Source organism: Rhizobium sp. BK176, from assembly GCF_024808055.1.
In genome coordinates this window covers 97875-120998 of the sequence record NZ_JANUBV010000012.1, presented here as the reverse complement: position 1 = coordinate 120998, position 23124 = coordinate 97875, and the positions used below count along the sequence as shown (strand labels likewise).

The following is a 23124-nucleotide window of genomic DNA, read 5'->3' as shown; positions in this document are numbered from 1 at the left end:
GCAGCACATGGATCAGGAAGCATACAACTGGATCAGCAGGCGCGCTCACGCCCTGTGGCAGGGCGAAGGATGCCCGCACGGGCGCGACCGCGATCACTGGTCACAAGCCGTGGCGGAATGGGGGACACTCGGTCAAGGCAATTCGGCGCAAACAATTGAGACGACTGTCAAAAAGGTTCTCGTGGTCGATGATGAGCCGCTGATTCGTTTTGCGGCGGTGGACGCCCTCGAGGCAGAGGGCTTCGATGTGCTGGAAGCGGGAAGCGCCGATGAGGCGTTGGTCATTCTTCAAAGCAACGAGATCGACGCAGTCTTTACCGACGTCAACATGCCTGGCTCTACGGACGGCCTTGGCTTGGTGAGCCGAGTGCGGGCACAGTTTCCCCGGACGCGGGTTATCGTAACATCCGGGCACGTCCGACTTGGCGCCTTTGACCTCGCGAGCGGCGTCTCCTTCATTTCGAAACCATATGCGCATGACGCGCTGATCGGGATGCTTCGGGCCCATGTTGATCGACCAGGCAACCGTTGATTCTCGGAGGTTAAATGAAATGGCAGGGACGTCGTCAGTCTGACAATGTCGAGGACGGCGCGACGAAGGTGGGACTCATGGAAACTGTCCGGTCGCGCTGGAGGCCTCAGCCTTCCAGTCGGCCGTCGCGGTGGCGGGCTCAGCATCGGTACCATCATCTTCCTGGTGGTGGTCTGGCTTAAAGGCCGTGGGCGTGGATCATGATTATACGCACTACGGGGACCGTAGCATCAGTTGTCGTCGAGCCTAGGGATCCATCACGAGCATCGGCATACGGAAGGTGAAACGCGTTTCGATTTCGTCGGAGAAAACATCGATCTGCCCTCCATGGGCTTTTGCGATCTGCGACGAAATATAAAGGCCGAGACCAAGCCCATGGGCAGGCGCCATCCCATCGGCGCCGGTGAAGGGCATGAACAGTCTGTCGATCCGATCTTTAGGAATCGGCCGACCTCCATTCGAAACGCAAACTTCAATTGCACCCTCAGCCGTAATTCCGGTGATGACAATCGGTTTGTCGGCGGATCCGTGCGTGACGGCGTTCGAAACCAGGTTCGAAAACATCTGCGCAATCCTAGGGTGGTCCGCAACGACCGGCGACGAAAAATTGAACGACGCTGAGATACGCCTTTCCGGATGCGCCACCTGAAGCTCGCCCACGACATGCTGCAGCGTATCGGTCAGATCACCATGGAAAACTGTCAGGGTTATTCCACCTCCAAGCCGTGCCCTGGCCAGATCCATAAGATTATCGACCAGCCCTGCCATCCTCGATATGCTCGATTTCATGAGCTTCAGCATAGCTGGGGTTCGGTTGGTCCATCCTTCCTGAAGCATGCGGCTTGCGCCTGCGTCGACGGCGGCGAGCGGATTGCGCAGATCGTGTCCAAGTATCGCGATGAACTGCTCGCGAAGCTCGGCAAGCTCCCGCTCACGTTCAAGAGATTCTTGCGCGGCCTGCAACCTTTCGCCGGCGTCGAGATGGTGCGCAATCAGTTCGGCAAAGAGCTTGAATGTTCCAATCACCATTGGGTCGTTGACCTTGGCCGGACTGGAGTCGATTGCGCAAAGCGTACCGAAGAACGTTCCGTTCGCCAATATGATTGGCATCGAGATATAGCTCCGCAGCCCGTAGATCTGCGGCGTATGGTGGTCGCGGTAACGTGGGTCAACCTCGGCGTCATCAAATACGATAGGCTGGCGGTGATCACGGATTTCGTTGCAGAGCGTTGTTTCTACTGGCAGCTCATCGCCTGGCTTGAGGCCGAAACCGACGTGATCCAGAGCCTGACAGGTGATCCATTTCGTCTCGGTAACCCGTGCCACGGCGGCAAACCCCATGCCAGTCATGCGCAGCACGATATCGAGGATAATCGGAACGGCATCGATATTGCCGACGAATTCGATATCCCTTGCAAAATCATCGACGAACTGTTGGCGGCCAGCCGGATCGGTGCCTTTCGCGTTCACCAGTTGATCCGAAAGGGACGCGATAAAGTCGACATTCTCGATAGCTGCCGCGGCGGCCTCTGCGAGTGCTTCGAGCGTCTCGATCTCCCACCGCGAGGGAGTGTATGCCTGCGACCAGTAGGCGCCAATCGCGCCGATAGGATCGCTCGGGCGAACAGGAGCCATTGCGAGTGCCCGGACAAAGGTGCCGGCATAGAGCTCGATTGGAATGCGGTCATCCTGGGCAATATCGGGGACAACAACTGTCTGGCGATTGATCATTGCCCAACCAGAGATACATGCGATCGCGGGGAATTTCTGCCCCTTCCAGAGTGGCTCGATCGCATCCTCCTCCACATAGCGGCAAAGGTCCCCTTCCCGTCGGATGACCGTAATGCCGTCGCAGCCAACCAGAGAGCGCGCCGTTCTGCGAATTGTCTCGATGACCTCTTTCACTGAACGTGCACGCGCGATCGCCGTCGTTGCTCTGGTCAAGCTCCCCAATGGAGTTTGAAAGATCTGGTCGTTAAGGGCCATATTTTCCTCCTCCAAGCCTGATGGATGACGAATCCCAACATTCCTTCTTCTACTGGATCAAACAAAACGTGTTGATGGCCGCCTGTGGAATCAACATTGGCGTCAGAAGCTGGCGCCAATTTCCGAGTGAAAATAACACGCTTGAGATAAATGCCGCATGAACCAGTTATGTCTTCTAGCGTACCAACTCCTGGCGGAAAAGTTGATTAATGTCATCGAGAAGTGAACCCCTGCCTCGCCGATCAGCTACGGTCCTTGTCGTGGAGGACGAACCGCTCCTGCGCCTTGCGATCGTGGCGATCTCCAGGATGAGGGCTTTACCGTCCTCGAGGCTTCGGGCGCCGCCGCGGCGATAGGCATCATCGAAAATCATCCCGAGATCACGCTGCTGTTTACCGATATCGACATGCCGGGAACAATGGATGGATTGTTGTTGGCGGCTTTCGTACGGGTCGGTGGCCACCAATCAAAATCATCGTCACATCGGGGCATCGTGTCCCCGATAGTAGCCAGCTTCCCATCGGCACGCCTTTCATGAGCAAGCCCTACGTTGCCAATGAGGTTGCCTCTGCGGTCCGGCTTTTGACCGGGGCATGATCTTTCGCGGCTTTGCGCCTAGAAGGAACGGAGAAACACTCAACTGCCGAGCGTGGCCTGAGGCCGGCATCCCTGGCGCTTCAGTTAAGCACCGGGCCGCGCTCGAGAAGCGTATGGCCACAACGGATGATGCCTGCCTGGACAGGCACGACATCAATCAGTGCGGCGATTGCAAATTCGTGCCGCTGGCCCCCAGCCTGAACAAGGACTTTACCGTTCGACAGAATGACTTCGTTGGCGACAATATTTCTTTCCTGCCCATTGTCCGAGACTGCCACGATGAACATGTTTGTAGTGCCTTTTCCCAATTGTCCGGAAAATCCTGCATAGAATTTCAGCATCAGGTTATCGAAAGGTTAGCAATTTTTTCTTTCGATTGCTTTCTCGTACAAATCACCAAAAAAGATCTACTAAAATGACTCTTATATAAACGCCGGCAGATACTTTATGCCTGCTCATATAGTAGGAATTTAGACGTTGCGTCCTCCCCCCCACACTACTTCACCGGTATGGTCTTCAGTCCTCGTCTCTGGACGAGTGATTTCAAAATCTCATCAAGCGCGACACGCTCCTGCCCGGTTAACACGTCGAAATACTCTGCGTCGTTTTGATCCGCCAGAGCCGCTAGGCGCGGAACCTTTTCACGTCCCGCCACAGTCAGGACCAAGCTGTGGGCGCGCCGATCCCGATCATTCCCGATGCGGTCGATGAAGGCTTTTGTCGCGAGGCGATCAGCGAGCTTGCTGACCGTGCCTTTGGTCATGTGCATTTTCTCTGCCAGGACTGACGGAGAGATTGGCCCCTCATCATAGAGCGAACGCATGAGTACCCACTCGGCGACCGTTACGTCCTCCACGGCAAGGCGTCGAGCGAACCCGTGTGAAACGGCATTGGATATCATTCTCATCCAATAGCCTGTATGGGAGGTAAGGTCAGATACCATTGAGCGGCAACCAATTCGTTGACTAGGAAACTAGACGAATTCGTTTCGTAGTCAACCAATGTTTTCGCATGATCGATGGGCATTGGAAAAGCAGCGCGTCGTCGACCGCCCACGGCGCCGGGAACGCCATCTGGGTTGGCTCGGGTTCCGAGAGCGTTGCCCCGAGATCCTGGACCCGCCGGGGCACGGGCCTAGTTGAGAAGAGTCTCGGGCTTCGATCTGTTGGAAAACTGGTGCATCAGCATAATACCCTGCTCAAGAAGCAATTCTGCGGCCGCCATCTCTCGGGGTGCGAGATCTCCGGATAAACCGCGAATGGTGTTTGCCAAGCAGGTGGAGTTGGCAACGAAACGTGCATCACCGTTTTCCTCTGCCTCACTTGCCGTCGCCTCGAGCGCGCTGGCGACCGCTTCCAGCAAGCTGGAACGCTCAACCCGCGTCATCTCGTCCAATGTCTTCGAAATGATGTTCACGATGCCTCCTTACGTGCAGCCCGATTGCCGGGTCGCGGCGTTTGTTCCAAGGTGAAGTCAACTGATTACTCCGCAAATAATGGTTGCGGCACGAAGACACAAATCATACCAGTCAAGCGTCGGATGCATGGGTTGAACCGCGACATCCCCTGCAAATGCTACATGTCGCGGCTGGTGCGCGCTTTCAACTCTCCCGATCGATAAATGTACCTGTGGCCTGTCTCGTGATCAGGATGGGAAATCTCGATCTCGATAGCTTCGGCAAGGGAAAGGCCTGCTTTGCGTTCATGATCCCCAGGGCCAGACGCTCGCCTTTCGAAGTGACCGCAACCTCGACGTCATCTTTTACTCCTTGTCGACTGTAATCAACAACGGTCGAGGAGTCGTCCGGTTCCGAAGAGATGGGAACGTATAGGGAACCTGACCGGCTAAGCGGGACCGGTCCTGAATGCCGATGGACGACGTCCATGCGCCCTCCTCGGGGGAAGTCCCTCGCTCGCCCGACGTTACACGGAAATCCGGCCTGATTGACCCGCCGGATGGTCTGGACATCCCTGATAACGCACAGAAGAGAGATCGGGGCCCCTCAGCTTCCCGCGTCTTGGTCAAAAACCGTACAAACGATAAGAGATTATTTACAACCCTCCCTATGTTTCTGAATTGGCAAGGATTTCGCGTTCCCCTGCCGGTCTCGCGCCGCCTTGAAAGCTCCTCGTTTCCAGGGAAGTCACGACGCTGACCGCAAACCCCGTTGCGCCGAACACCTAACACGTTACAACATTTATTACCGCCTCCATGTGATGAGCAAGACAGGATTGATGACGAAGCGCGACAAAGCTGAGACTTCACTGGGAAAGGCATCAGTTGCGATCATCGTTTTGATGTTTTTTGCCCTACTTAGCGTTTTGTCTGTCTGGCTGATAACGAGTTATCGAACGACCGTCCATCGCGGCGACGAACGGATCATCGCAGCGTCGAAGATTGTGGCGGCGAATGCCATATGGATGAATTCGCTGGCACGGGAAACGCTGCACCGGATCGATGATAGTCTTGGAGCAAACATTCCAGTGCCGGGCCCCGACCGTGTCCACGACCTGAACGCGGCTGTCGCGGATCTGCCCTCGCAGGTGACCGCTTATGTGCTTGGACCGGACGGGCGGACACTGTTTTCCAACGACCCCAACATCCGCAAGGTCGATGTCACCGACCGGGACTACTTCGTGCGACTTCGCAACGGGGCGGATGACTACACGTCCGCGTTGATCCAGAGCCGTCTTTCCGGTCGCCAGATCTTCGCTTTCAGCCGCAGACTGGAGCGCAATGGCATGTTTGCCGGCGCGGCCGTCATTGCTTTTGATGCGAGCATCCTGAAGCCGGTGTGGGACGCCGTGGCGCTGGGAAAAAACTCGACAGTGAGCCTGATCCGGCGCGACGGGCAGCTTGTCGCACGCCATCCGGAACCTGACGGGCCGGTCAACATGAAGGACTATGTGCTCTTCACCGACTACATGAAAAAATCGACGACAGGCGTCTACCGCGCGCGCTCCCCGGTGGATGACCAGGACCGGCTGGTCGCCTATCGAATAATCGAACGCACCCCCTTCGTGGCTATTGCGTCCGCAGATATGGCGCTGATCATGCAGCCCTTTTGGAATGACGTGGAGATCGCGATCGCCATGATCATTCTGGCCGTCATCGGCGCGCTTGCTGCAGCTTACTGGATACGCGGCCTCATTCGCGTCGATGCGGTGCACGTATTGGAACTCGCGGACGCAGTGAAGGCGAACGAGATGTTGATGCGAGAAATCCACCACCGCGTCAAAAACAATCTCCAGACTGTTATAGCACTCATTCGCATGCAGGGGTTCGAGCCCGAAGCTGTCAGCAAGGTCAATGAACGGATCTCCGCGATGTCGGCAGTGCATGAGCAAATGTACGGGTTTGACCAATTCGCGGGAGTGGCGGCTCGTGATTTCGTACCGGGATTTGTCGGGAAGCTTGTCAACATGCACGCCCTCAACATTGAAACGACGTTTGATGTTGATGATTTTGTTGTCGCCGCCGACAAGGCTACCCCGCTCGCCCTGCTTCTCAACGAACTCGTTGCCAACAGCATGAAATATGCGTTCAGGGGCCGGCAGACTGGGCGAATTCACGTGGGGCTGAAGGTTCTCGACAATGAGGTCTGCCAACTGGTCGTCTCCGATAACGGCATCGGTTACGGTGGACAGACGAAAAAACCAGGCATGGGAACGCGGCTGATCGCTGCCTTCGTCAAACAGCTCAAAGGATCGTTTGAATATACCAGATCCAACGGCACCCATTTTGTTGCGAGCCTGCACCTCATCAAGTGACGTCGGCTGTGCAGCACGCGTCTGATCATTGTAGCGCCCTGTCTTCAGGCCAAATCCTTTCGACGGCCATCGTGGGGCCGGCTCATTGATGACGCTATCACGCGCCTGAACAGGACGCGGGACAGATATGCGCGAGAGACTGGCCGATTGGCGGAGCCGCATGAAAGCTGGCGACGATCCCGGGCGATGACAATCAGTCGGTGAGGCCAGCCTTGCGCAAGCCGTCGACAATGCGCTCGAAATCGGCAGGGTTTTTGTAGGGTAGCACTTTTCGCCTGTGCTCCAGGGAATAATCGGGATTGATCCGGAACACTTCCTCCCACTCCCCGCGCGCTTCCGCGAAGCGGCCCAGGTGACCATAGCTCGCCGCCAGCAACACGCGTGAGATGTCGGTGAATGGATTGCGGACAAGCCGTCGCTTCAGGATGGCAACGGCCTCCTCGTACCTGCCCAGCTGGAACATTGCCTGTGCGTGGAAGTGCAGGAAGATGTCCGGATAATATGGATTTAGGGCCATTGCCCGCTCGAAACAAACGAGGGCTTCGTCGGGCCTGCCCGCATAGTGAAGCGCGTTCCCGAGGCTCTCGTGACCCTCGACAAGGTTGGGAGCAAGCGCGATCGCGCATTCAGCCTCCCGGATGGCCACGTCAAGCCGTCGCAGGTACAAATTGACGACGCCCATCGCCCAATGGGCGTACGGATATCGATCGTCGATCGCCACCGCCTGCGTCGCAGATCCGGACGCCTGTTCCAGCGATCTCAACGGCGATTCGCTCCACTGGTTGACGTAGGCGAGCGCGTGCGCGACGGCGAGGAACGCGTGGGCCGGGGCGAATTTTGGGTCCAGATCAATGGCGCGTTGCAACAATTGGCGGCCCTGAATGTTCTGCTCTCTCGTCAGTCGCCACATCTGTTCACGCCCCCGGAGGAAGAAGTCATAAGCCTCCAGATTTTGGGTCTGCTCGGTTGCGAGCCGCTGCTGATCCCCGGCCGCGAGCTTGACTTGCAGAGCACCGACGATCTGCTGGGTGACGTCATCCTGCACCGCGAAGATATCGCTGAGGTCGCGGTCGAAACGCTCAGCCCAATGGTGGCCGCCAGTGATCGCATTGATGAGCTGCGCGGTGATCCTCACCTTATTGCCTGATTTGCGCACGCTCCCTTCCAGCACGTAGCGCACATTGAGGCTGTGGCCCACCTCCTGCACGTTCACGTTCCGGCCCTTGAACGTAAACGACGAGTTGCGAGCGATGACGAACAACTGCGACAGCTTCGACAAAGCGGTGATGATATCTTCGCAGATGCCGTCGGCGAAGTACTCCTGCTCGGCATCGCCGCTCATGTTGACGAAGGGCAGGACGGCAATCGAGAGCTCGGGTGGCAATGGGGCCGGCGCACGAGCAACAGCGCCGGCGGTCACTGCTGGCTTTGCCTCCGCGGCCGCGCCGATCTGGAGCGAATAGATCCGGATTGGCTCGGCTATGTTCTTTAGATGCGTGTTGCCGAGATCGCTGACGGCGAGCCTCGCCCTGACCTGGCGATAGGCGTCTTCGGACAGGCAAACGGCTCCGGGGGCAGCGATACCCTCCAGACGCGAGGCAATGTTGACGCCGTCGCCCATCAGGTCACCATCGCTTTCCTCCACTACATCTCCCAGATGGATGCCAATCCGGAACTCGATGCGCCGATCCTGCTGAACGCCGGCATTGCGCTCGACCATGCCGTTCTGCACCTCGATGGCGCAGCGCACGGCATCGACAACGCTGCGGAATTCAACCAGCGCTCCGTCTCCGGTGCGCTTGATGACACGGCCGTGGTGCACGGCGATGGTTGGATCGATGAGGTCGCTGCGCAGTGCCCGCAACCTTGCAAGGGTGCGATCTTCGTCCTCGCTGGCGAGCCGGCTGTATCCGACTACGTCCGCGGCCAGAATTGCGGCGAGCTTGCGGTTCTCACTCATGAGCCGTCCCTCATTTCCACGATAGCAGGAAGACAGAGTTAGGGGAACTTCTGCACGGAGCGATCTCGGCTGAGATGAAATTCTCCGGTGGATGCAACCTGCAGCGTGTTCGCCGCGATGTTTTCTTTCGGGCAACGGCAAAGATTCCCCGCAGAAGGCGCGAAGTTCTCTGCCCCACCTGACGCTTGTGACCGGCGAGGAATTTTCACGACCAAGCATTGGCCCTTAGCGCCAACAAATCGATACCTTGTCTGCCTGGTGACGCCGAGCTCGGCGCAAAGGTCGGCGGCCTTCGCCTTAGGCCCAGGGCAGCCCGGACGAGGCGCAGTTTTTCGCCGGTGTCATAAAAAGCGCCCGCCGTTCGACCGCGGGCGGTGCGGCATGAATCCAACCATCAAGCTCTACACTGCGGTCTCGGGCCGATAAGGGCTCTTTCATAGAGATCAGCGCCGCGGCCGCAAGCGACGCGGTTCATGTCCTCGACGCACTGATGGAATGCTGGTCTCGCCGTTACCGGGCCCCATGTCGATGCCCACGGTGTCAGCGATCCGGTCTTCGCATGCTGCCATGCACTCGGTCTCACCTGCAGCCCCGCCGACTCAGGCCTGTTTCCAATTGAGTGATCAGTCTGCGAAGCAACCCACCAGGCAAGCCCCGACATGATTTCGCTTACGCCTCATGTGCCGGGGCGACAGTCCAATACCGTTTCGGCTGAGGCATGCTTCTATCCTTGCGGGCCACGGCCGTTCCTCCAGGCCCTCGTCGGTGGACTGAGCGACTGGCGTGCAGGATGCCCCCATTCTTTCCGAGGCCACCCGGCTTTCGTATCGGTCTTTGACCGATATACCGCTGCCGATCTTGTTCGCAGAAAGGCGGATCTCAGGGTCTTGCTCGCATCCTGATTACCCATCTCAGACAAACGCTCGGGACCGGCTCAGAGGGCGACGAACGGGGTTAAAGTGATCCATAGCTTTCCCTGTCTCGTAGAATGCAGTTTGCGGGAGGCAAGGCGTGGAATCTCCAAAACATCAGAGTGTACGTGAGTTTCACGACCTTTCGCTGGAACAGCGGAAGGTCGTGGTAGCCGAAGCCCGTGATCGCATGCGGGAGCTGTCACGCAACATGCGGAGCATTGGCAGAAACGATATCGTTGAACTTCTCGACAAGATTTGTGAGGGCCTTCACGTCGCGAGTTTTCTGTCCGATCCCGATGGTGCTGGATTGTTGCAACGTGCACTGACTATGATGGACGCGGTCGAATCCGAGATCGCCGCTGTGGCGGCCGCGGCAGGCAAGTGCACAACGAGGCATTGAAGGGAACCACCTGCTCAGCGAAGGGTGCTCTTACGTTTTTTTTAAGCCTTGCTAAGGACGCAGCGTGCTGCCTGTCAGATCCTGAGCGGCCCCGCTTCGAGATTAACCGTCTGCTGTAAAACGCATACCATGCGGCCCTCCTTGTCGCTCATCTGCAGGTCCAATTCAGCGGTAGCGGGCACATCGACGGCAATTTGCACCACTGCCATCGCCCCACCTTTGATCTGATTGGTTTGACGGGGCTGAGACGTACCGGAGGACGAGTGTTTGGACACCGCAATTTCGTATGACCCGTCAAAATCGGCGTTCGCCTCCAGAAATGGAACGATCAGGCCGGAAGAGATACGAACACCGCACTCAGCGATTCGGGGATCGGATATCTTTCCGTTCACAATCTGATCGGTTGTCTCCTCAGCCGAGACCAGGAAGGAGGACCAAAGGGATGCCATGGTACAAAGGCAGATAAGTTTTAGACGTTCACGCATTGGTCCGCCTCCGGTTGAGCCATTCTTTTCATGCACGTGAAAAAGCGAGGTTGAAATGAGACTGGCATTGTCGACGCGACAGGCCTTTGCATATGATGGCTCTTAGAATGGCGCCCCCGTTACGGGATTTACCACAGGACGCTCACTTTCGTCCTTGGCGCCCGAAGGCTGAACCGTTGTCGGCGCAAGGGATTCCCTGTCCGCGGGCTCTGGTTTTTCAGGGACCGGTTTGACACCCTTTGGTCGACGTTGTTCGGCCGTAGCGTTCGTGTCGTTCGTCTTCATGAACTTACTCCAATGAAATATGTCATTGAAGAACGGATGACGTAAGGCTCTGTTCCCCGCGGTGTGACCGCAGCCCTGCGAAGACATTGAGGCCAAAAAACAATTTGAACATACCACCGGAGCGGTGTCGGAAGGCCCGCAGCCCGCATCGTTCTGCTATGCCAGAAAGCAAAAGAGCGGCATGAAGGAGGTGTTGCCACCAAGCTGATTACACGAGGACTGCAATCTCCCGCTGCAGCTCTTCCGTAAGGCCGCCGATCTCGCCCAGCTTCGCTTCCAACTCCCCTGCACCTTCGACCATACGCAGCCCTCCCGAGGCACCCTCAGGAGATAGAATCAGCGTTCATCGGAATCTTGTGGCAATTGTTCCATAATGCCGCAAAAAAGCCTGCCGCGGGAGGAGGTGCGGCAGGCTCTTCTGAAAGAGTAGAACAGCAACTGGGAGGAGGATTGTTGCTGTCCAATGCAAAGAGCCATGGGAGGAGGGTTGGCCCTTCACGTAACGCAGCGCTACGGGAGGAGGTGTAGTGCGTCGTTGAAATTGTCATACCAACCCGATCGCACAAATAGTACGCAAATCTTCGCAACGTAGACATGCGCTCAGCGCATATCCGAAAATACACGCCAGAAAACAATGAAACGCCCGCGACTTGAGCGCGGGCCTTTTGAAGTTCACTCATGACCTCGGAGTTTGGCTGCTCAGCGAGGCTCTCGATATTTGCGATCTCGGAGCCTGCCATACCGAAATCGTCGAGTTCGCGCTTACTCATACGACCAAGCTTGGAAACCGCCCGACGGTACTTGCGCCAATGCGACAAGCACCCGCCTTTTTGAGCGCGAGCTTGCGATCTCAGCCATGATTCGATTGCATAGCTTTCCGTCGAAGGTTTCGAGTTCGCCCGAACAAGAAAAGGCTCGTCACGCGAAACGGGAGACGAGCCTTTGTCATTTCCGTGTTGCCTGTCACGATAACCTGTCCGTGACAATGACGACGATAGCGAAGACAGGTTAAGCAATCCCTAATATGTTAGGCCGAGTATCGCGCTCCATTTCGGCAGGTTGCCGGCAACATCAGGCGGGCCGGCCGCAAAGCCGCAAAGGTCAGGCGGCCCTGGCCGTCAGCTTGTCTTCCCGACCAAACATCCTCTCGAGGTGCAGGAAACAGATCATTCCGTCCGGCTGTCCAACGACACTGTCGGAAAAGCGTGTGCGAATGTCGTCGGCGACATCAGGGCGGCATTGGCGTTTCTCGTCAAGGACGCAGGAGCCTTGGGAGGCGGGCTTCAATGCAACGCCACAGAATGCGATTGCGACCGGAGCGGCGGACTTCCTTGCCCCATCCCCTGCCCGGTACAGCGTCTGGTCGAGATGGCGCACAGCAAAGAAGTGGTCCGCTCGCTCGAAATGATGGGCCGCAAATGATCTTCGCCGCATCGTTGCATTGCTGCGTGCCCGCACAGGGCCATGATTTTTTTGCCTACGAACGCGCTATGGTCATGCACCGGGTGGCTCGCCGCATGCAGGCCTGCCGCACAGATACGCTTGCTGACTAATACCGATTAATCTGCTGACCACCCCCGAGGAGGGCACGTTGGACCGATTGAGCGCTAGCGTACAGTTCTTCCGAAAGGCAGATGATCTGTTGATTCGCGAATCACAGCATGAAACAAAATGGAGCTCTGCTTGTCGCAAGGTTCGGAGCACCATTCATGTCGATTCCTGGCTTCTTGTATGGGACGTTTGACGGAAATGATCTTGCAATCATGCAAGGTGTATTCGACTGCATCAGTGCCGAGAGCTGGTTTACATCGCAGCAGGATCAGCGCGAGGAATTTGCCCGATTTGTCATCGTTATGTATGGACGGGGCCTTATCATTCCTGATCGGCTCGAGAGCCTTTGCCGTGTGGTCGCGAGAAAACAATTTAGCCGCGAGGAGCGCTTTTGTGAGTTGTCGGGAAAACGGATCTTGCTTGTCGAGGATGAATTTCTCGTCGCACTGGACGCAGAAGAACGGCTAAGGGAATTGGGCGTGACCGTTGTGGGGCCGGTCAGCACCGTGAGCGACGCGCTCAGAATTGTCGACACCGATGATGAACCGCTGGATGGGGCGCTTCTTGATATCGTACTCAACGGGCAGACCGTCTACCCAGTCGCCGCCTTCCTGGCAATGAAGCAGATCCCGTTTGCATTTGTCACAGGATATGAGGGGCGGCAGGTTCCGGCCTTCTATCGGTCGGTTCCCACCTTCCTCAAGCCGGCCGACTGGGGTTTAATGGCCTCAGCAGTCTCGAGGGCTTGAGCCGCGGAATTTGGCCGCCTATGCCAAAATGATCAGATCGACATTCATCGAATAGGGTGACATGACGCCAGCCGGCAGGAGGTCACCGGATGCGGCAAGGAACGATGAAACGTCGCTGGGTACGCGAGGTCTCTCTCCAGATGGCCAGATCCAGGAGCACGTGCCGGCATCGACGATGGCCCCCGCGGACCGGAAGCGGCATTGACGACGACCGGTCGCACCGCTCAGAAAGATCCACGGCCGCTGCAGCGGTGACTGTTCGATTGCGAGCGCAAAGCTCAGCGCATGATGTTCGTTGCTGTGCCCTTTTCCCGTCCGGCCGACGATGATTGCAACAGGCCCTTCCAGGTGAGCAGCATTTCTTGCGCGTGCGACCAACTCTGTTGCAGAGGCCGATGTCGCTGGCGCCAGGGATGCGTGGGGCGCCAATACGGTCTGGCAATACCTGAATGCGGCACGGCTGACCGCACCAAGACAGGCAAGCTGGGCGGTCCGCGGATGAAGGTGAACCGGGCCCGTTACGGCCGACGATAGCGCATTTACACCAGCCGCAAACAGTTGCTTCGCGATCAAGCGCATTTCGATGATCGTCTGCGCCGAACTCTGGGGGGATGTCATACCTGTTCCTCTCGCAGAGTGGCGTCTTGTTTCATGGATCCGGACTACTGGACAAGGATGGCGCGAAAGTCGTTGACATTGGTGCCGGTCGGTCCTGGTAGGAAAAGATCCCCGAGTGCGTGGAAGGCAGACCAGCTGTCATTGTTGGCGAGGAGCTGGGCTGGATCCCTTTGTTTTTCGAGGAGTCGCCTCACCGTTGTACCGTCGGCAAAAGCTCCCGCATTGTCTTCGGAACCGTCGATACCATCGGTATCGGCGGCAAGTGCCGAGATGGTTTCCAGACCATCTATGCGACGAGCCAGGGACAGCAGAAACTCGCTGTTGCGCCCACCTTTTCCGTTACCTCTGATCGACACGGTGGTCTCGCCACCGGAAAGAATGACGATCGGCTTTCGAAACGGGCGGTTCCGGCGCGCGACTTCGGCGGCAATCGCTGCATGCACCGCGCCAACGACCGAAGCTTCCCCTTCAATCGCGTCAGAGAGGATGACAGCCTCGACCCCAGATCTGCGCGCTGCCTCAGCGGCGGCTTCGAGCGAGGTGGCAGCGGATGCAACGAGCCTTGTATCATTCCGGGCATAGCGGGGATCGTTGGGCAGCGGCGCATCGTCCTTGCCGTTGCGGATATGGCGGAGAACGGCCTCAGGCAAATCGAGGCGATATTGATCGATGAGACGGAGTGCGTCGAGGCGGGATGTTGTGTCAGCGATGGTCGGTCCAGACGCGACAAGAGCGAGGTTGTCGCCTGGAATATCGGACACAACCAATGAAACAACACGTGCCGGATAGGCAAGTGCAGCAAGGCGGCCCCCCTTGATGCGTGAGATCTGCTTGCGGATGGCATTCATGGCGCCGATCGGGGCACCTGAGGCAAGCAATGCCTTGTTGACCGCCACTTCGTCGGAAAGCGTCAGATCCCCGGCAGGTGCTGGAAGGAGAGAAGAACCGCCACCGCAAATCAGCGCGACGACCAGGTCGTCCTCCGTCAGCCCACGGACAGTCGACATCAGTCGGGCCGAGGCGGCAAGCCCGCCCTCATCCGGTACCGGATGAGCCGCTTCGAGGACCTCGATGCGATCACATGGAACGGCAAAGCCGTAACGCGTGACCACGACACCAGAAAGCGGCCCGTCCCACAGCTTCTCGAAGGCGCGCGCCATCTGCGCGGCTCCTTTGCCGGCTCCGATCACCACGGTCCGCCCTTTCGGCGTTTCCGGCAGGCAGCGTTCGAGCATCCGGTCCGGATCGGCGGCGGCGACCGCGGCATCGAACAGTCCCTCCAGAAAGGCGCGGGGGTCGGCAATGGCCGGCATCGGGATTCTCCACTGGTCAGAACGGCCGGGAACCTCGTTCCCCGGCCAGGTCACGGTCACGCGACAGCGTGGTTCGCCATGCGCTCGAGCGCCCTGACGAGCCCGGAATGATCGAGCCCGCTGTCACCATTTGCGACGCACTGGTTGAAGAGTTCCTGTGTCGCGGCGGTATTCGGAAGCGAGATGCCGAGTGCCTTGGCGCCTTGCAGCGCAAGATTGAGGTCCTTCTGATGGAGCGAGATGCGAAAGCCCGGGTCGAAGGTTCGCTTGATCATCCTCTCTCCATGCACTTCAAGGATGCGCGACGACGCAAAGCCTCCCATGAGGGCTGACCGGACACGTCCAGGGTCCGCTCCCGCCTTCGACGCAAAGACGAGCGCTTCAGAAACGGCCTCGATCGTCAATGCGACGATGATCTGATTGGCGACCTTTGTGACCTGGCCATCGCCGCAATCGCCGACAAGGGTGATGTTCTTTCCCATCAGCTCAAATAACGGTAGCGCCCGCTCGAAGCTTGCCTCCGAACCACCCGCCATGATGGAGAGCGTGGCGTTTTTCGCGCCGACCTCGCCACCGGAGACGGGGGCGTCGATGTATTCGGCACCTGTCTTGCGTATCTTCGTCGCGAAGTCTTTCGTTTCGATCGGCGAGATCGAACTCATGTCGATGACAAGCTTGCCGGCCGACAGACCGAAGGCAACGCCGTTTTCTCCGAAGAGCACATCCTTGACCTCGGGCGTATCAGGCAGCATCAGGATGATCGTGTCGACGGCTTCAGCAAGCGCCCGCGGTGTTTCGACGAACTGCAGGCCGTTATCGACGAGTTCCTGTCGCGGCGGGATGGAAAACCTTGAGGTGACGATCGTGTGCCCCGCGTCCTGCAGGTGACGTGCCATGGGGGTGCCCATGATGCCCAGGCCAATAAATCCGATTGTTGCCATTTTCTAGCTCCTGATCTTAAGAATGCTTGCGCTTTCGGTCGCTTTGCTTGCAGTGGCGAGCCATGCCAGGCCTGCCTCGGTAGTTGTCCGCGGTTTGTATTCGCAGCCGATCCAGCCGTCGTAGCCGAGGCTGTCCAGCGCATCGAAGAGGAAGGGGTAGGCGATCTCGCCCGTGCCCGGTTCATTACGGCCTGGATTATCGGCCAGCTGGACGTGGGCTATCCGTCCCTGGTGTTTCCTGAAGGTGGCGATCAGTTCACCCTGCGTGCGTTGCTGGTGATAGAGGTCGTATTGAATGAAGAGATTTTCACTGTCGACTTCAGCGATGATCGATGCCGCCTGATCGGGCGTATTGAGGTAGAAGCCCGGAATATCGAAGCGATTGATCGGTTCAATCAGAAGCCGGATTCCGCTTTTGTCCAATTCGCGGGCAGCGAAGGTAAGGTTTTTGACAAAGGTCGCCCGAAGCACGTCGTCAGGTACGCCAGCTGGAATGATGCCAGACAGGCAGTTCACCTGCCTGCATCCGAGCGCAGTCGCATAGTCGATCGCAGAGGCGACGCCGCGACGAAACTCGTCCATGCGATCAGGCAGGATCGCAATGCCGCGCTCCCCAGCCGCCCAGTTGCCAGCTGGCAGGTTGTGCAGCACCTGGGTCAAGCCATGACGGGTAAGAGCACTGCGAAGCGTCTCCTTGTCGAAGTCATAAGGAAAGAGAAACTCGACGCCCTCAAATCCTGCTTTGGCGGCATGCGAAAAGCGTTCGAGGAACGGCACCTCGTTGAAGAGCATGGTTAGATTGGCCGCAAATCTCGGCATGGGTCGTCTCTCTGTTGGAGGCAATTTGATGCGGCGGTCTCACTGCATCTGGTTTTGGTTGATCGCCTGTTTCAATCCAGGAGGGCAAGCGTGGCAGTCGGCGCATCCTCGCCCCGCTCGGCGAGTTCCTCGAATTCGACGACCGCATTGATGTCGGTGCCCATGGCGATGTTGGTCACGCGCTCGAGGATGAACTCGATGACAACAGGGACCCGATGCTCCTTCATCAGTGCCTTTGCCGCGGTGAACGCTTCCTGGAACTCGTCCGGACTGCGAACACGGATCGCCTTGCAGCCCAGACCCTCGGCGACCGCTACGTGGTCGACGCCGTAGCCTGGTTCGGCATCGTCTAAAGCGTTGATGTTTTCGAAGGCAAGGCTCACCTCAAAATCCATGTTGAACCCCCGCTGGGCCTGGCGGATCAGGCCGAGATAGGAGTTGTTCACGACCACGTGCAGGTAGGGCAGCTTATGTTGCGCTCCGACCGCAAGCTCTTCGATGAGGAACTGGAAATCGTAGTCGCCGGAAAGTGCGACGATGGGTCGATCGGGATCGGCAGCCCGGACGCCGAGCGCTGCCGGCAACGTCCAGCCAAGCGGACCTGCCTGGCCGCAATTGATCCAGTTGCGCGGCTTGTAGACATGCAGGAACTGAGCGCCGGCGATCTGGCTCAGACCGATGGTCGAGACATAGCAGGTGTCGCGATCGAACGCCTTGTTCATTTCCTCGTAAACGCGTTGCGGCTTCAGTGGCGTCTGATCGAAATGGGTCTTTCGCAGCATCGTGCGCTTGCGTTCCCGGCATTCTTCTGCCCAGGAAGACCAGTCACGCAACTTGCCGGCAACCTTCCACTCCGTCGCCACATCGAGGAGGAGCTTCAGAGCGGCGCCCGCATCGGACACGATGCCGAAGTCCGGAGCAAAGACGCGGCCGATCTGCGTGGGCTCGATATCGACATGGACGAACGTCCGCCCTTCGGTATAGGTCGCAACGTTGCCGGTATGCCGGTTTGCCCAGCGGTTGCCAATGCCGAAGACAAAATCGGAAGCAACAAGCGTGGCGTTGCCGTAGCGATGCGACGTCTGCAGGCCGCACATGCCGGCCATCAGGGGATGATCATCCGGTATCGTACCCCAGCCCATCAACGTCGGGATGACAGGAACACCGATTATCTCGGCGAACTCGACAAGGAGATCCGAGGCGTCGGCGTTGATGATGCCGCCGCCGGCGACAATCAAGGGTCGCTCGGATGCATTCAACATCGCAAGGGCTTTTTCGGCCTGGGCACGCGTCGCAGTTGGCTTGTAGGGCTCGAGCGATGCGTAGGTTTCGATATCGAACTCGATTTCGGCGAGCTGGACATCGACTGGCAGGTCGATGAGAACCGGACCCGGGCGTCCGGACCGCATGACGTGGAACGCCTTCTGGAAGACGAAGGGGACAAGCGCCGGCTCCATGACTGTCACCGCCCACTTGGTGACGGGCGCCGCGATCTTTGCGATATCGACCGCCTGAAAATCCTCCTTGTCGAGCCGGGCGCGCGGCGCCTGGCCGGTGATGCAGAGAATTGGAATTGAATCCGCCGATGCCGAGTAGAGACCGGTAATCATGTCGGTCCCGGCCGGTCCTGATGTCCCGACGCAAACGCCGATGTTGCCAGCGCGGGCACGGGTGTAGCCCTCTGCCATATGGCTTGCGGCCTCGACATGGCGAGCCAGGATATGGCGGATCGAGCCGCGGGCCTTCAGGGCGGAGTAGAAGGGGTTGATTGCCGCGCCCGGAACACCGAAGGCACAGTCGATGCCCTCCTTCTCCAGAACCAGAACCGCTGCATCGACAGCTCGCATTTTCGCCATGGGAAATCCTCCATTTCTTGACTGCAAGCGTAGCCGATCGGCCTGAGGAAGCAACCCAGAAATGGAAATCATTCCCACTATGCGGAAATAAACATATTCAATAAAACCGAAACAATCGGCTCGCGGCTTGCTTGTTTGGGCCAACAGGAATCTTTTGGTTCAGATGCAGGCCGCTGCGCGACACAGGGATGGCGTCGCATGACCTCGCCCGAAGCGCTTTCGCGAAGGTGACGCCCCCGCGTTATGGCCGTTCCACTACCTCCACCGCTGTATTAGTGCTATCTGTATTAGCGGCCATAATGATCGTTTGTGGAGGCAATCATGACACCTTGGGAGATCGATGCCCTCGAGATCGCGAATTGCAATTGCAGCTTCGGATGCCCCTGTCAGTTCAACTCGTTGCCGACGAACGGCAATTGCGAGGCAGCAGTAGGATTTGTCATAAAATCCGGCTTTCACGGCGATGTCCGCCTTGATGGTGTGAAGATGGCGATGACTGCCAAATGGCCGGGTCCGATCCATCTCGGCAACGGAACGATACAGCTCGTGGTGGATTCGAACGCGACCCCGGCGCAACGCGATGCGGTCGCGACGATTGTCTCGGGCGGCGATACCGAAGACATGGCGACCATGTTCTGGGTGTTCAGCAAGATGTCTCCGACCAAACTCGACGTGTTGTCCAAGCCGATCGATCTTGAGGTGGATGTCGACAAGCGCACGGGTCACGTCCGTGTGCCCGATTTCTTCGAGATGGAGGTTCAGCCGATCCGCAATCCCGTGACAGGGGCCGAGCATCGCGCGCGGATCAATCTTCCGCACGGATTCGAATATCGGGCCGCCGAAATCGCTAGCGGCACGACTCGCACCTCCGGTGCGATTTCACTCGAGAACAACAAGGACACGCATGTTCATATCTGCCGGGTATACATGAACGGCAAGGGTGTCATCGAACACGCCGCCTGAGAACCGCCATGCAACGATCGACCGTCGAACGCCTCCTCGCCCGCGACCGGATGATCGTGATCGCGGCGCTTGCCCTTTCCGTGTTCATATCTGCCTGGTACATCCTCCAGGGCGCGGGAACGGGCATGTCCCCGACAGACATGTCGGCCGAAACCGGCCCAGCGGGAGCGCTTCTTGCGGGCATTCCGGACATGATTGGCCCTCATATGTGGTCGCTTCGATACGCGGTAACCGTCTTCATCATGTGGTGGCTTATGATGGTCGCCATGATGGTGCCAAGCGCCGCGCCAACCGTACTTCTCTACGGAGCGCTGCAACGGGAACGAGGTGCGGGGCCACCCCTGGAATTCCTGGCTGGATACCTCGCGATCTGGGCCTTGTTCAGCTTTGCGGCGACGATAATCCAGGCAATCCTGGGCGCGGGAGGCATGATTTCCGTGATGTACATGAGCCTGGCAACGGCCTTCATGGGAGCGGTGGTGCTTATTGGCGCGGGGCTGTTCCAACTCTCACCTTTGAAATCAGTCTGTCTTGACCACTGCCGGAGTCCGGTCGCTTCTCTGACCAAGCATCGGCGGACCGGGAGAGCGGCCGCATTCCGCATGGGTCTTCTCCACGGCAGATATTGTCTAGGGTGTTGCTGGGCACTGATGGCGCTTCTGTTCGTCGGCGGCATCATGAACATCTGGTGGATTGCAGCCATCACCGCCTACATCGCCGCCGAGAAACTCGCTCCGGGCGGAAAGTGGGTGTCACGGATCATGGGAGGAGCGCTCATCGTCTGCGGACTTGTACTTCTTTTGAAAACGGCCGAGGCCGTTTGAAACAAACACTCGAATGCATTCCTGACGGAAGTTCGAACTGCCTGACGCTTAAACCTCGCAGAGCCAATAATGGGCGAAAGGCTCCGAACGACGGGCAGTGTTGCCGGGCAAATGCTGATCATCAACAGCAATGAGGGCAACGCATCCTCTCAAAAAAAGCGTCGCGCGACCGACGATCCGTCGGACTTCGCAGCTGCAACGGCCAGCCCCGGTTGGCTTCGACGATTTATCGCCACCGTCTGTCGCGCTTCCCTGACCATTTGCATTCTCTTACAATTCCGGCCGGATCAAGAGGAGTTCCCGTCATGAGCGACGACGCTTTCAACATGTCGATCCGGAAGTTCTTGAAGGAGGTCGGCGTGACCTCACAGCGCAAGATCGAGGAGACCGTCCGCAATGGGAGAATCGGCGGCAAGACCCTTAAGGTTCGAATGACGTTGACTGCGGATGACACCGACCTACACCACGTGGTCGAGGGCGAGATCGAATTACCCTAGTCCGACGACCCGACCGTGTCTCGTTGATCGAGAACGACCTTGGGGGGTGAAGGATGGTTAGGTCACCCGCTTACTTCTCCTTCGCAGGTGGCACGCTGCCCATAGAATTACCAGGACCCTCATGCCAAAGAAGCAGAGCGCTCATCCCCAAACCCATTCAAGACCCTACGACAGGACAGTCGCGAGCAAGGAGTGCGTGATGTCCGAAGCAATAACATGCGCCAGTCAGGATCATCAGGAAGCAGACGACGTTTGCTCCGATCCTCATCATCGCTAGGTCCTATCATTGTCTGGCCACTGGCGATTTTCATTGTGCCGGGCAGAGGTCTCGTTGGCTGTTCGTGTTTCTACTTACCTGGGACGGTAGCGCTCCCGGCAGGCCGTGCGCGATATTAACGGTCGCTGCGCTCTTCTTTCTCGGCCACCAAGAGCGCTAGCTCCGCAGCCAGTTGTCCAAGGCTGAAAGGCTTCAGGAAGCATCGAACGCTGCTGAAACGGTCCGGAATGTCGTTTGGATTTCCACCTGAAGTAAACACGAACGGTACCCGCGCTTGATCCAGCTTGTCTGCGACCTCGTAAACCAGCTCGCAGCTGCCGAGACGGATATCCAGGACGGCAAGATCGACGGTCGTAGCCTCTAGGTTCCGCAGCCTGGTTTCCAGATCAGGGTATGGCCCGACAACCTCGCTGCCCTGCTCTTCGAGCGTCAGGGCTACGTCGCTTGCCTGCAAGTAATCGTCCTCAACCACGAGCACACGCTTGGAGAATAAGTCCGCAAACTGCATCTGAACTCCCCCAGTGTTTGTGTGTTGGTTAAAAAACCGGCGGTGCTGCAGGAGGCTTAGACCTCGCCCTTCCGATGCCACCGAGACCCACTATCGTCGTGCTGAGATCAATACGCAATCGGCTTTTCCTCCGCTCAAAGGAGTTCCGCTCGATGGAGTGAGAACAGGCATAGGCGCGATGTCATCTGGACGCATTGATACAGAAACGAAAGATTTCAGCCTGGTGCACGAGGATGCGTCGTGCGGAGGGATCGAAACCGTCGCCCCACGATGGTGGATCAGTGTGGTTGCGCACAGGTTAGAGCCTCGCCCAGCCATTTTGCCGCATGCTCAGCGGCAAACGTTCTTCTCGTCCTTAATGGCAAAAGGACGTTGTATCGATCCGCCGTCGGTAGTTCATCTGCCTCAAGCGCGACCAGCGTGCCATCGTCGAGGAAGGTTTGGATCAGGAGGCTCCACCCGAGTGCTACGCCCTGCCCGGCGCGGGCGGCCGCGATCGACTCGGTGTAGTGATTGAAGCGTAGCGTTGGCTTTACCCGCAAATTCCGGCCCGTTTCGTCCGACCATTGCGACCAGGAAAGCCATGACCGGTCCTGGGCATCGGTTTCGATAAATTCGTCGGCATCAGAAAGTCCGGGCGCGGCACGGCGCGCGAGGTAGTCCGGGGAGCACACCGGGATAATGACATCAGCCTGCGAGGCGACAACCTTCGCATCAGTGAACGGCGGTATTCCATAGCGAATGGCAATGTCGATGCCGCCGGCATCAAGGTCGATCCTGGCGTCCTGGGAGACGACCCTGAATTGAACGCCAGGGTTCTGTCGTCGGAGGTCTGCCAATCGGGGGAGTAGCCAGAAGGAGGAGAACGCAACCGTCGCGCCAATCGATACGACGTCCTGCTGCGACGACCTGACCACATCGACCGTGTCGGCGATGTTGGAAAGACTTTGTGCAAGTGTTGCTCCCAACATCAGGCACGCAGGGGTCGGCTCGATCGCGCGGTGCTTGCGGACGAACATCGGAACCCCGAGTTCCTGCTCCAGCGCCGCGATCTGTCGGCTGACCGCGGCTTGAGTAACGCCCAGTTCTGCGGCCGCCGCGGTGAAGCTCCGATACCGAAGGACGGCTTCGAGCATCATCAGGCCCGTCAGCGACGGTATGCGTCTGCGAAAACTCATGATCGTCCCTACGCATTACACAAAGTTATGCATGCGTGAGAATTAATGCCGTTGAGGGCTATGCGATGCAAGTGCAAACTGCCACGCATCGAACCATAAGA

General features: G+C 58.1%; 23 protein-coding genes and 1 pseudogene. 9 read left to right on the top strand and 15 right to left on the bottom strand.

The window, feature by feature from the left end; all coding sequences use genetic code 11:
• The first annotated feature begins 7 nt into the window (after nucleotides 1–7).
• Nucleotides 8–532 (top strand): DUF2934 domain-containing protein, encoded by a 525-nt coding sequence (locus FHT76_RS28115; protein ID WP_183756676.1) that lies wholly within the window; start codon nucleotides 8–10, stop codon nucleotides 530–532.
• A 246-nt stretch (nucleotides 533–778) separates the two neighbouring features.
• On the opposite strand, the gene FHT76_RS28105 is transcribed toward FHT76_RS28115, so the two are convergent.
• Nucleotides 779–2518, bottom strand: coding sequence for a GAF domain-containing protein (locus FHT76_RS28105; RefSeq protein ID WP_183756675.1), 1740 nt, complete (start codon nucleotides 2516–2518; stop codon nucleotides 779–781).
• A gap of 209 nt (nucleotides 2519–2727) precedes the next feature.
• Between FHT76_RS28105 and FHT76_RS28100 the strand changes: the two are divergent.
• Nucleotides 2728–3115: pseudogene (locus tag FHT76_RS28100) on the top strand (response regulator).
• An 80-nt stretch (nucleotides 3116–3195) separates the two neighbouring features.
• Here FHT76_RS28100 and FHT76_RS28095 read toward each other — a convergent pair.
• The 3 genes from FHT76_RS28095 to FHT76_RS28085 all read right to left on the bottom strand — a co-directional run bounded on the left by FHT76_RS28095 (nucleotide 3196) and on the right by FHT76_RS28085 (nucleotide 4531).
• On the bottom strand, nucleotides 3196–3456 hold the full coding sequence (locus FHT76_RS28095; protein WP_183756674.1) for a hypothetical protein: 261 nt from the start codon (nucleotides 3454–3456) through the stop codon (nucleotides 3196–3198).
• Nucleotides 3457–3611: 155 nt separating this feature from the next.
• Nucleotides 3612–4022: a MarR family winged helix-turn-helix transcriptional regulator gene (locus FHT76_RS28090; RefSeq protein ID WP_246719952.1), complete on the bottom strand. Its 411-nt coding sequence runs from the start codon at nucleotides 4020–4022 to the stop codon at nucleotides 3612–3614.
• 227 nt (nucleotides 4023–4249) lie between these two features.
• Nucleotides 4250–4531 carry a hypothetical protein gene (locus tag FHT76_RS28085; protein WP_183756672.1) on the bottom strand — a complete coding sequence of 94 codons (282 nt, stop codon included), beginning with the start codon at nucleotides 4529–4531 and terminating at the stop codon, nucleotides 4250–4252.
• 818 nt (nucleotides 4532–5349) lie between these two features.
• Here FHT76_RS28085 and FHT76_RS28080 point away from each other — a divergent pair.
• Entirely contained in the window at nucleotides 5350–6885 is a 1536-nt protein-coding gene (locus FHT76_RS28080; RefSeq protein ID WP_259186075.1) for a sensor histidine kinase, read from the top strand.
• A 193-nt stretch (nucleotides 6886–7078) separates the two neighbouring features.
• On the opposite strand, the gene FHT76_RS28075 is transcribed toward FHT76_RS28080, so the two are convergent.
• A complete protein-coding gene (locus tag FHT76_RS28075; protein ID WP_259186074.1) occupies nucleotides 7079–8845 on the bottom strand; it encodes an adenylate/guanylate cyclase domain-containing protein in 1767 nt (588 codons plus the stop codon).
• 1011 nt (nucleotides 8846–9856) lie between these two features.
• Between FHT76_RS28075 and FHT76_RS28065 the strand changes: the two genes are divergently transcribed.
• Nucleotides 9857–10159 carry a hypothetical protein gene (locus tag FHT76_RS28065; RefSeq protein ID WP_183756669.1) on the top strand — a complete coding sequence of 101 codons (303 nt, stop codon included), beginning with the start codon at nucleotides 9857–9859 and terminating at the stop codon, nucleotides 10157–10159.
• 74 nt (nucleotides 10160–10233) lie between these two features.
• Here FHT76_RS28065 and FHT76_RS28060 read toward each other — a convergent pair whose 3' ends face one another.
• The 3 genes from FHT76_RS28060 to FHT76_RS28045 form a co-directional block, all read right to left on the bottom strand.
• Complete coding sequence (locus FHT76_RS28060; protein ID WP_183756668.1) at nucleotides 10234–10644, bottom strand: hypothetical protein; 411 nt, start codon at nucleotides 10642–10644, stop codon at nucleotides 10234–10236.
• A gap of 102 nt (nucleotides 10645–10746) precedes the next feature.
• A complete protein-coding gene (locus tag FHT76_RS28055) occupies nucleotides 10747–10929 on the bottom strand; it encodes a hypothetical protein (RefSeq protein WP_246712726.1) in 183 nt (60 codons plus the stop codon).
• Between the two features lie 1101 nt (nucleotides 10930–12030).
• On the bottom strand, nucleotides 12031–12363 hold the full coding sequence (locus FHT76_RS28045; protein ID WP_259186072.1) for a hypothetical protein: 333 nt from the start codon (nucleotides 12361–12363) through the stop codon (nucleotides 12031–12033).
• Nucleotides 12364–12638: 275 nt separating this feature from the next.
• Between FHT76_RS28045 and FHT76_RS28040 the strand changes: the two genes are divergently transcribed.
• Nucleotides 12639–13229, top strand: a complete 591-nt coding sequence (locus FHT76_RS28040; RefSeq protein ID WP_183864325.1) for a hypothetical protein — start codon at nucleotides 12639–12641, stop codon at nucleotides 13227–13229.
• Between the two features lie 18 nt (nucleotides 13230–13247).
• Here FHT76_RS28040 and FHT76_RS28035 read toward each other — a convergent pair whose 3' ends face one another.
• The 5 genes from FHT76_RS28035 to gcl form a co-directional block, all read right to left on the bottom strand.
• Nucleotides 13248–13847, bottom strand: a complete 600-nt coding sequence (locus FHT76_RS28035; protein ID WP_259186069.1) for a hypothetical protein — start codon at nucleotides 13845–13847, stop codon at nucleotides 13248–13250.
• 44 nt (nucleotides 13848–13891) lie between these two features.
• A complete protein-coding gene (locus FHT76_RS28030; protein WP_183756665.1) occupies nucleotides 13892–15160 on the bottom strand; it encodes a glycerate kinase in 1269 nt (422 codons plus the stop codon).
• Between the two features lie 56 nt (nucleotides 15161–15216).
• Nucleotides 15217–16101 carry a 2-hydroxy-3-oxopropionate reductase gene (locus FHT76_RS28025; RefSeq protein ID WP_183756664.1) on the bottom strand — a complete coding sequence of 295 codons (885 nt, stop codon included), beginning with the start codon at nucleotides 16099–16101 and terminating at the stop codon, nucleotides 15217–15219.
• A gap of 3 nt (nucleotides 16102–16104) precedes the next feature.
• Nucleotides 16105–16920, bottom strand: a complete 816-nt coding sequence (gene hyi, locus FHT76_RS28020) for a hydroxypyruvate isomerase (protein ID WP_183756663.1) — start codon at nucleotides 16918–16920, stop codon at nucleotides 16105–16107.
• 71 nt (nucleotides 16921–16991) lie between these two features.
• A complete protein-coding gene (gene gcl, locus FHT76_RS28015; protein WP_259186067.1) occupies nucleotides 16992–18776 on the bottom strand; it encodes a glyoxylate carboligase in 1785 nt (594 codons plus the stop codon).
• A 321-nt stretch (nucleotides 18777–19097) separates the two neighbouring features.
• On the opposite strand from gcl, the gene FHT76_RS28010 reads away from it, so the two are divergent.
• From FHT76_RS28010 to FHT76_RS27995, 4 genes are all read left to right on the top strand, one after another.
• A complete protein-coding gene (locus FHT76_RS28010) occupies nucleotides 19098–19739 on the top strand; it encodes a DUF1326 domain-containing protein (protein ID WP_259186066.1) in 642 nt (213 codons plus the stop codon).
• A gap of 8 nt (nucleotides 19740–19747) precedes the next feature.
• A complete protein-coding gene (locus FHT76_RS28005; RefSeq protein WP_259186065.1) occupies nucleotides 19748–20563 on the top strand; it encodes a DUF2182 domain-containing protein in 816 nt (271 codons plus the stop codon).
• Nucleotides 20564–20632: 69 nt separating this feature from the next.
• The gene (locus FHT76_RS28000; protein WP_259186061.1) at nucleotides 20633–20872 is read left to right on the top strand and encodes a hypothetical protein; all 240 of its coding nucleotides are present in this window, start codon (nucleotides 20633–20635) and stop codon (nucleotides 20870–20872) included.
• A complete protein-coding gene (locus FHT76_RS27995; RefSeq protein WP_183864256.1) occupies nucleotides 20869–21060 on the top strand; it encodes a DUF6494 family protein in 192 nt (63 codons plus the stop codon). Before FHT76_RS28000 ends, FHT76_RS27995 begins: the two co-directional genes overlap by 4 nt.
• Nucleotides 21061–21452: 392 nt before the next feature.
• On the opposite strand, the gene FHT76_RS27990 is transcribed toward FHT76_RS27995, so the two are convergent.
• Entirely contained in the window at nucleotides 21453–21845 is a 393-nt protein-coding gene (locus FHT76_RS27990) for a response regulator (RefSeq protein ID WP_183756658.1), read from the bottom strand.
• 278 nt (nucleotides 21846–22123) lie between these two features.
• Nucleotides 22124–23023, bottom strand: a complete 900-nt coding sequence (locus FHT76_RS27985; RefSeq protein ID WP_259186058.1) for a LysR substrate-binding domain-containing protein — start codon at nucleotides 23021–23023, stop codon at nucleotides 22124–22126.
• Nucleotides 23024–23124: the final 101 nt, after the last annotated feature.

Coding starts and splice junctions, on each gene's coding strand:
- FHT76_RS28000 (WP_259186061.1), top strand. CDS start 20,633: ATGGGCGAAAGGCTCCGAACGACGGGCAGTGTTGCCGGGCAAATGCTG.
- gcl (WP_259186067.1), bottom strand. CDS start 18,776: ATGGCGAAAATGCGAGCTGTCGATGCAGCGGTTCTGGTTCTGGAGAAG.
- FHT76_RS28055 (WP_246712726.1), bottom strand. CDS start 10,929: ATGAAGACGAACGACACGAACGCTACGGCCGAACAACGTCGACCAAAG.
- FHT76_RS28025 (WP_183756664.1), bottom strand. CDS start 16,101: ATGGCAACAATCGGATTTATTGGCCTGGGCATCATGGGCACCCCCATG.
- FHT76_RS28005 (WP_259186065.1), top strand. CDS start 19,748: ATGCAACGATCGACCGTCGAACGCCTCCTCGCCCGCGACCGGATGATC.
- FHT76_RS28060 (WP_183756668.1), bottom strand. CDS start 10,644: ATGCGTGAACGTCTAAAACTTATCTGCCTTTGTACCATGGCATCCCTT.
- FHT76_RS28030 (WP_183756665.1), bottom strand. CDS start 15,160: ATGCCGGCCATTGCCGACCCCCGCGCCTTTCTGGAGGGACTGTTCGAT.
- hyi (WP_183756663.1), bottom strand. CDS start 16,920: ATGCCGAGATTTGCGGCCAATCTAACCATGCTCTTCAACGAGGTGCCG.
- FHT76_RS28010 (WP_259186066.1), top strand. CDS start 19,098: ATGACACCTTGGGAGATCGATGCCCTCGAGATCGCGAATTGCAATTGC.
- FHT76_RS28115 (WP_183756676.1), top strand. CDS start 8: ATGGATCAGGAAGCATACAACTGGATCAGCAGGCGCGCTCACGCCCTG.
- FHT76_RS28040 (WP_183864325.1), top strand. CDS start 12,639: ATGTCGATTCCTGGCTTCTTGTATGGGACGTTTGACGGAAATGATCTT.
- FHT76_RS27995 (WP_183864256.1), top strand. CDS start 20,869: ATGAGCGACGACGCTTTCAACATGTCGATCCGGAAGTTCTTGAAGGAG.
- FHT76_RS28080 (WP_259186075.1), top strand. CDS start 5,350: ATGACGAAGCGCGACAAAGCTGAGACTTCACTGGGAAAGGCATCAGTT.
- FHT76_RS28045 (WP_259186072.1), bottom strand. CDS start 12,363: ATGCGGCGAAGATCATTTGCGGCCCATCATTTCGAGCGAGCGGACCAC.
- FHT76_RS28105 (WP_183756675.1), bottom strand. CDS start 2,518: ATGGCCCTTAACGACCAGATCTTTCAAACTCCATTGGGGAGCTTGACC.
- FHT76_RS27985 (WP_259186058.1), bottom strand. CDS start 23,023: ATGAGTTTTCGCAGACGCATACCGTCGCTGACGGGCCTGATGATGCTC.
- FHT76_RS28090 (WP_246719952.1), bottom strand. CDS start 4,022: ATGAGAATGATATCCAATGCCGTTTCACACGGGTTCGCTCGACGCCTT.
- FHT76_RS28095 (WP_183756674.1), bottom strand. CDS start 3,456: ATGCTGAAATTCTATGCAGGATTTTCCGGACAATTGGGAAAAGGCACT.
- FHT76_RS27990 (WP_183756658.1), bottom strand. CDS start 21,845: ATGCAGTTTGCGGACTTATTCTCCAAGCGTGTGCTCGTGGTTGAGGAC.
- FHT76_RS28075 (WP_259186074.1), bottom strand. CDS start 8,845: ATGAGTGAGAACCGCAAGCTCGCCGCAATTCTGGCCGCGGACGTAGTC.
- FHT76_RS28035 (WP_259186069.1), bottom strand. CDS start 13,847: ATGACATCCCCCCAGAGTTCGGCGCAGACGATCATCGAAATGCGCTTG.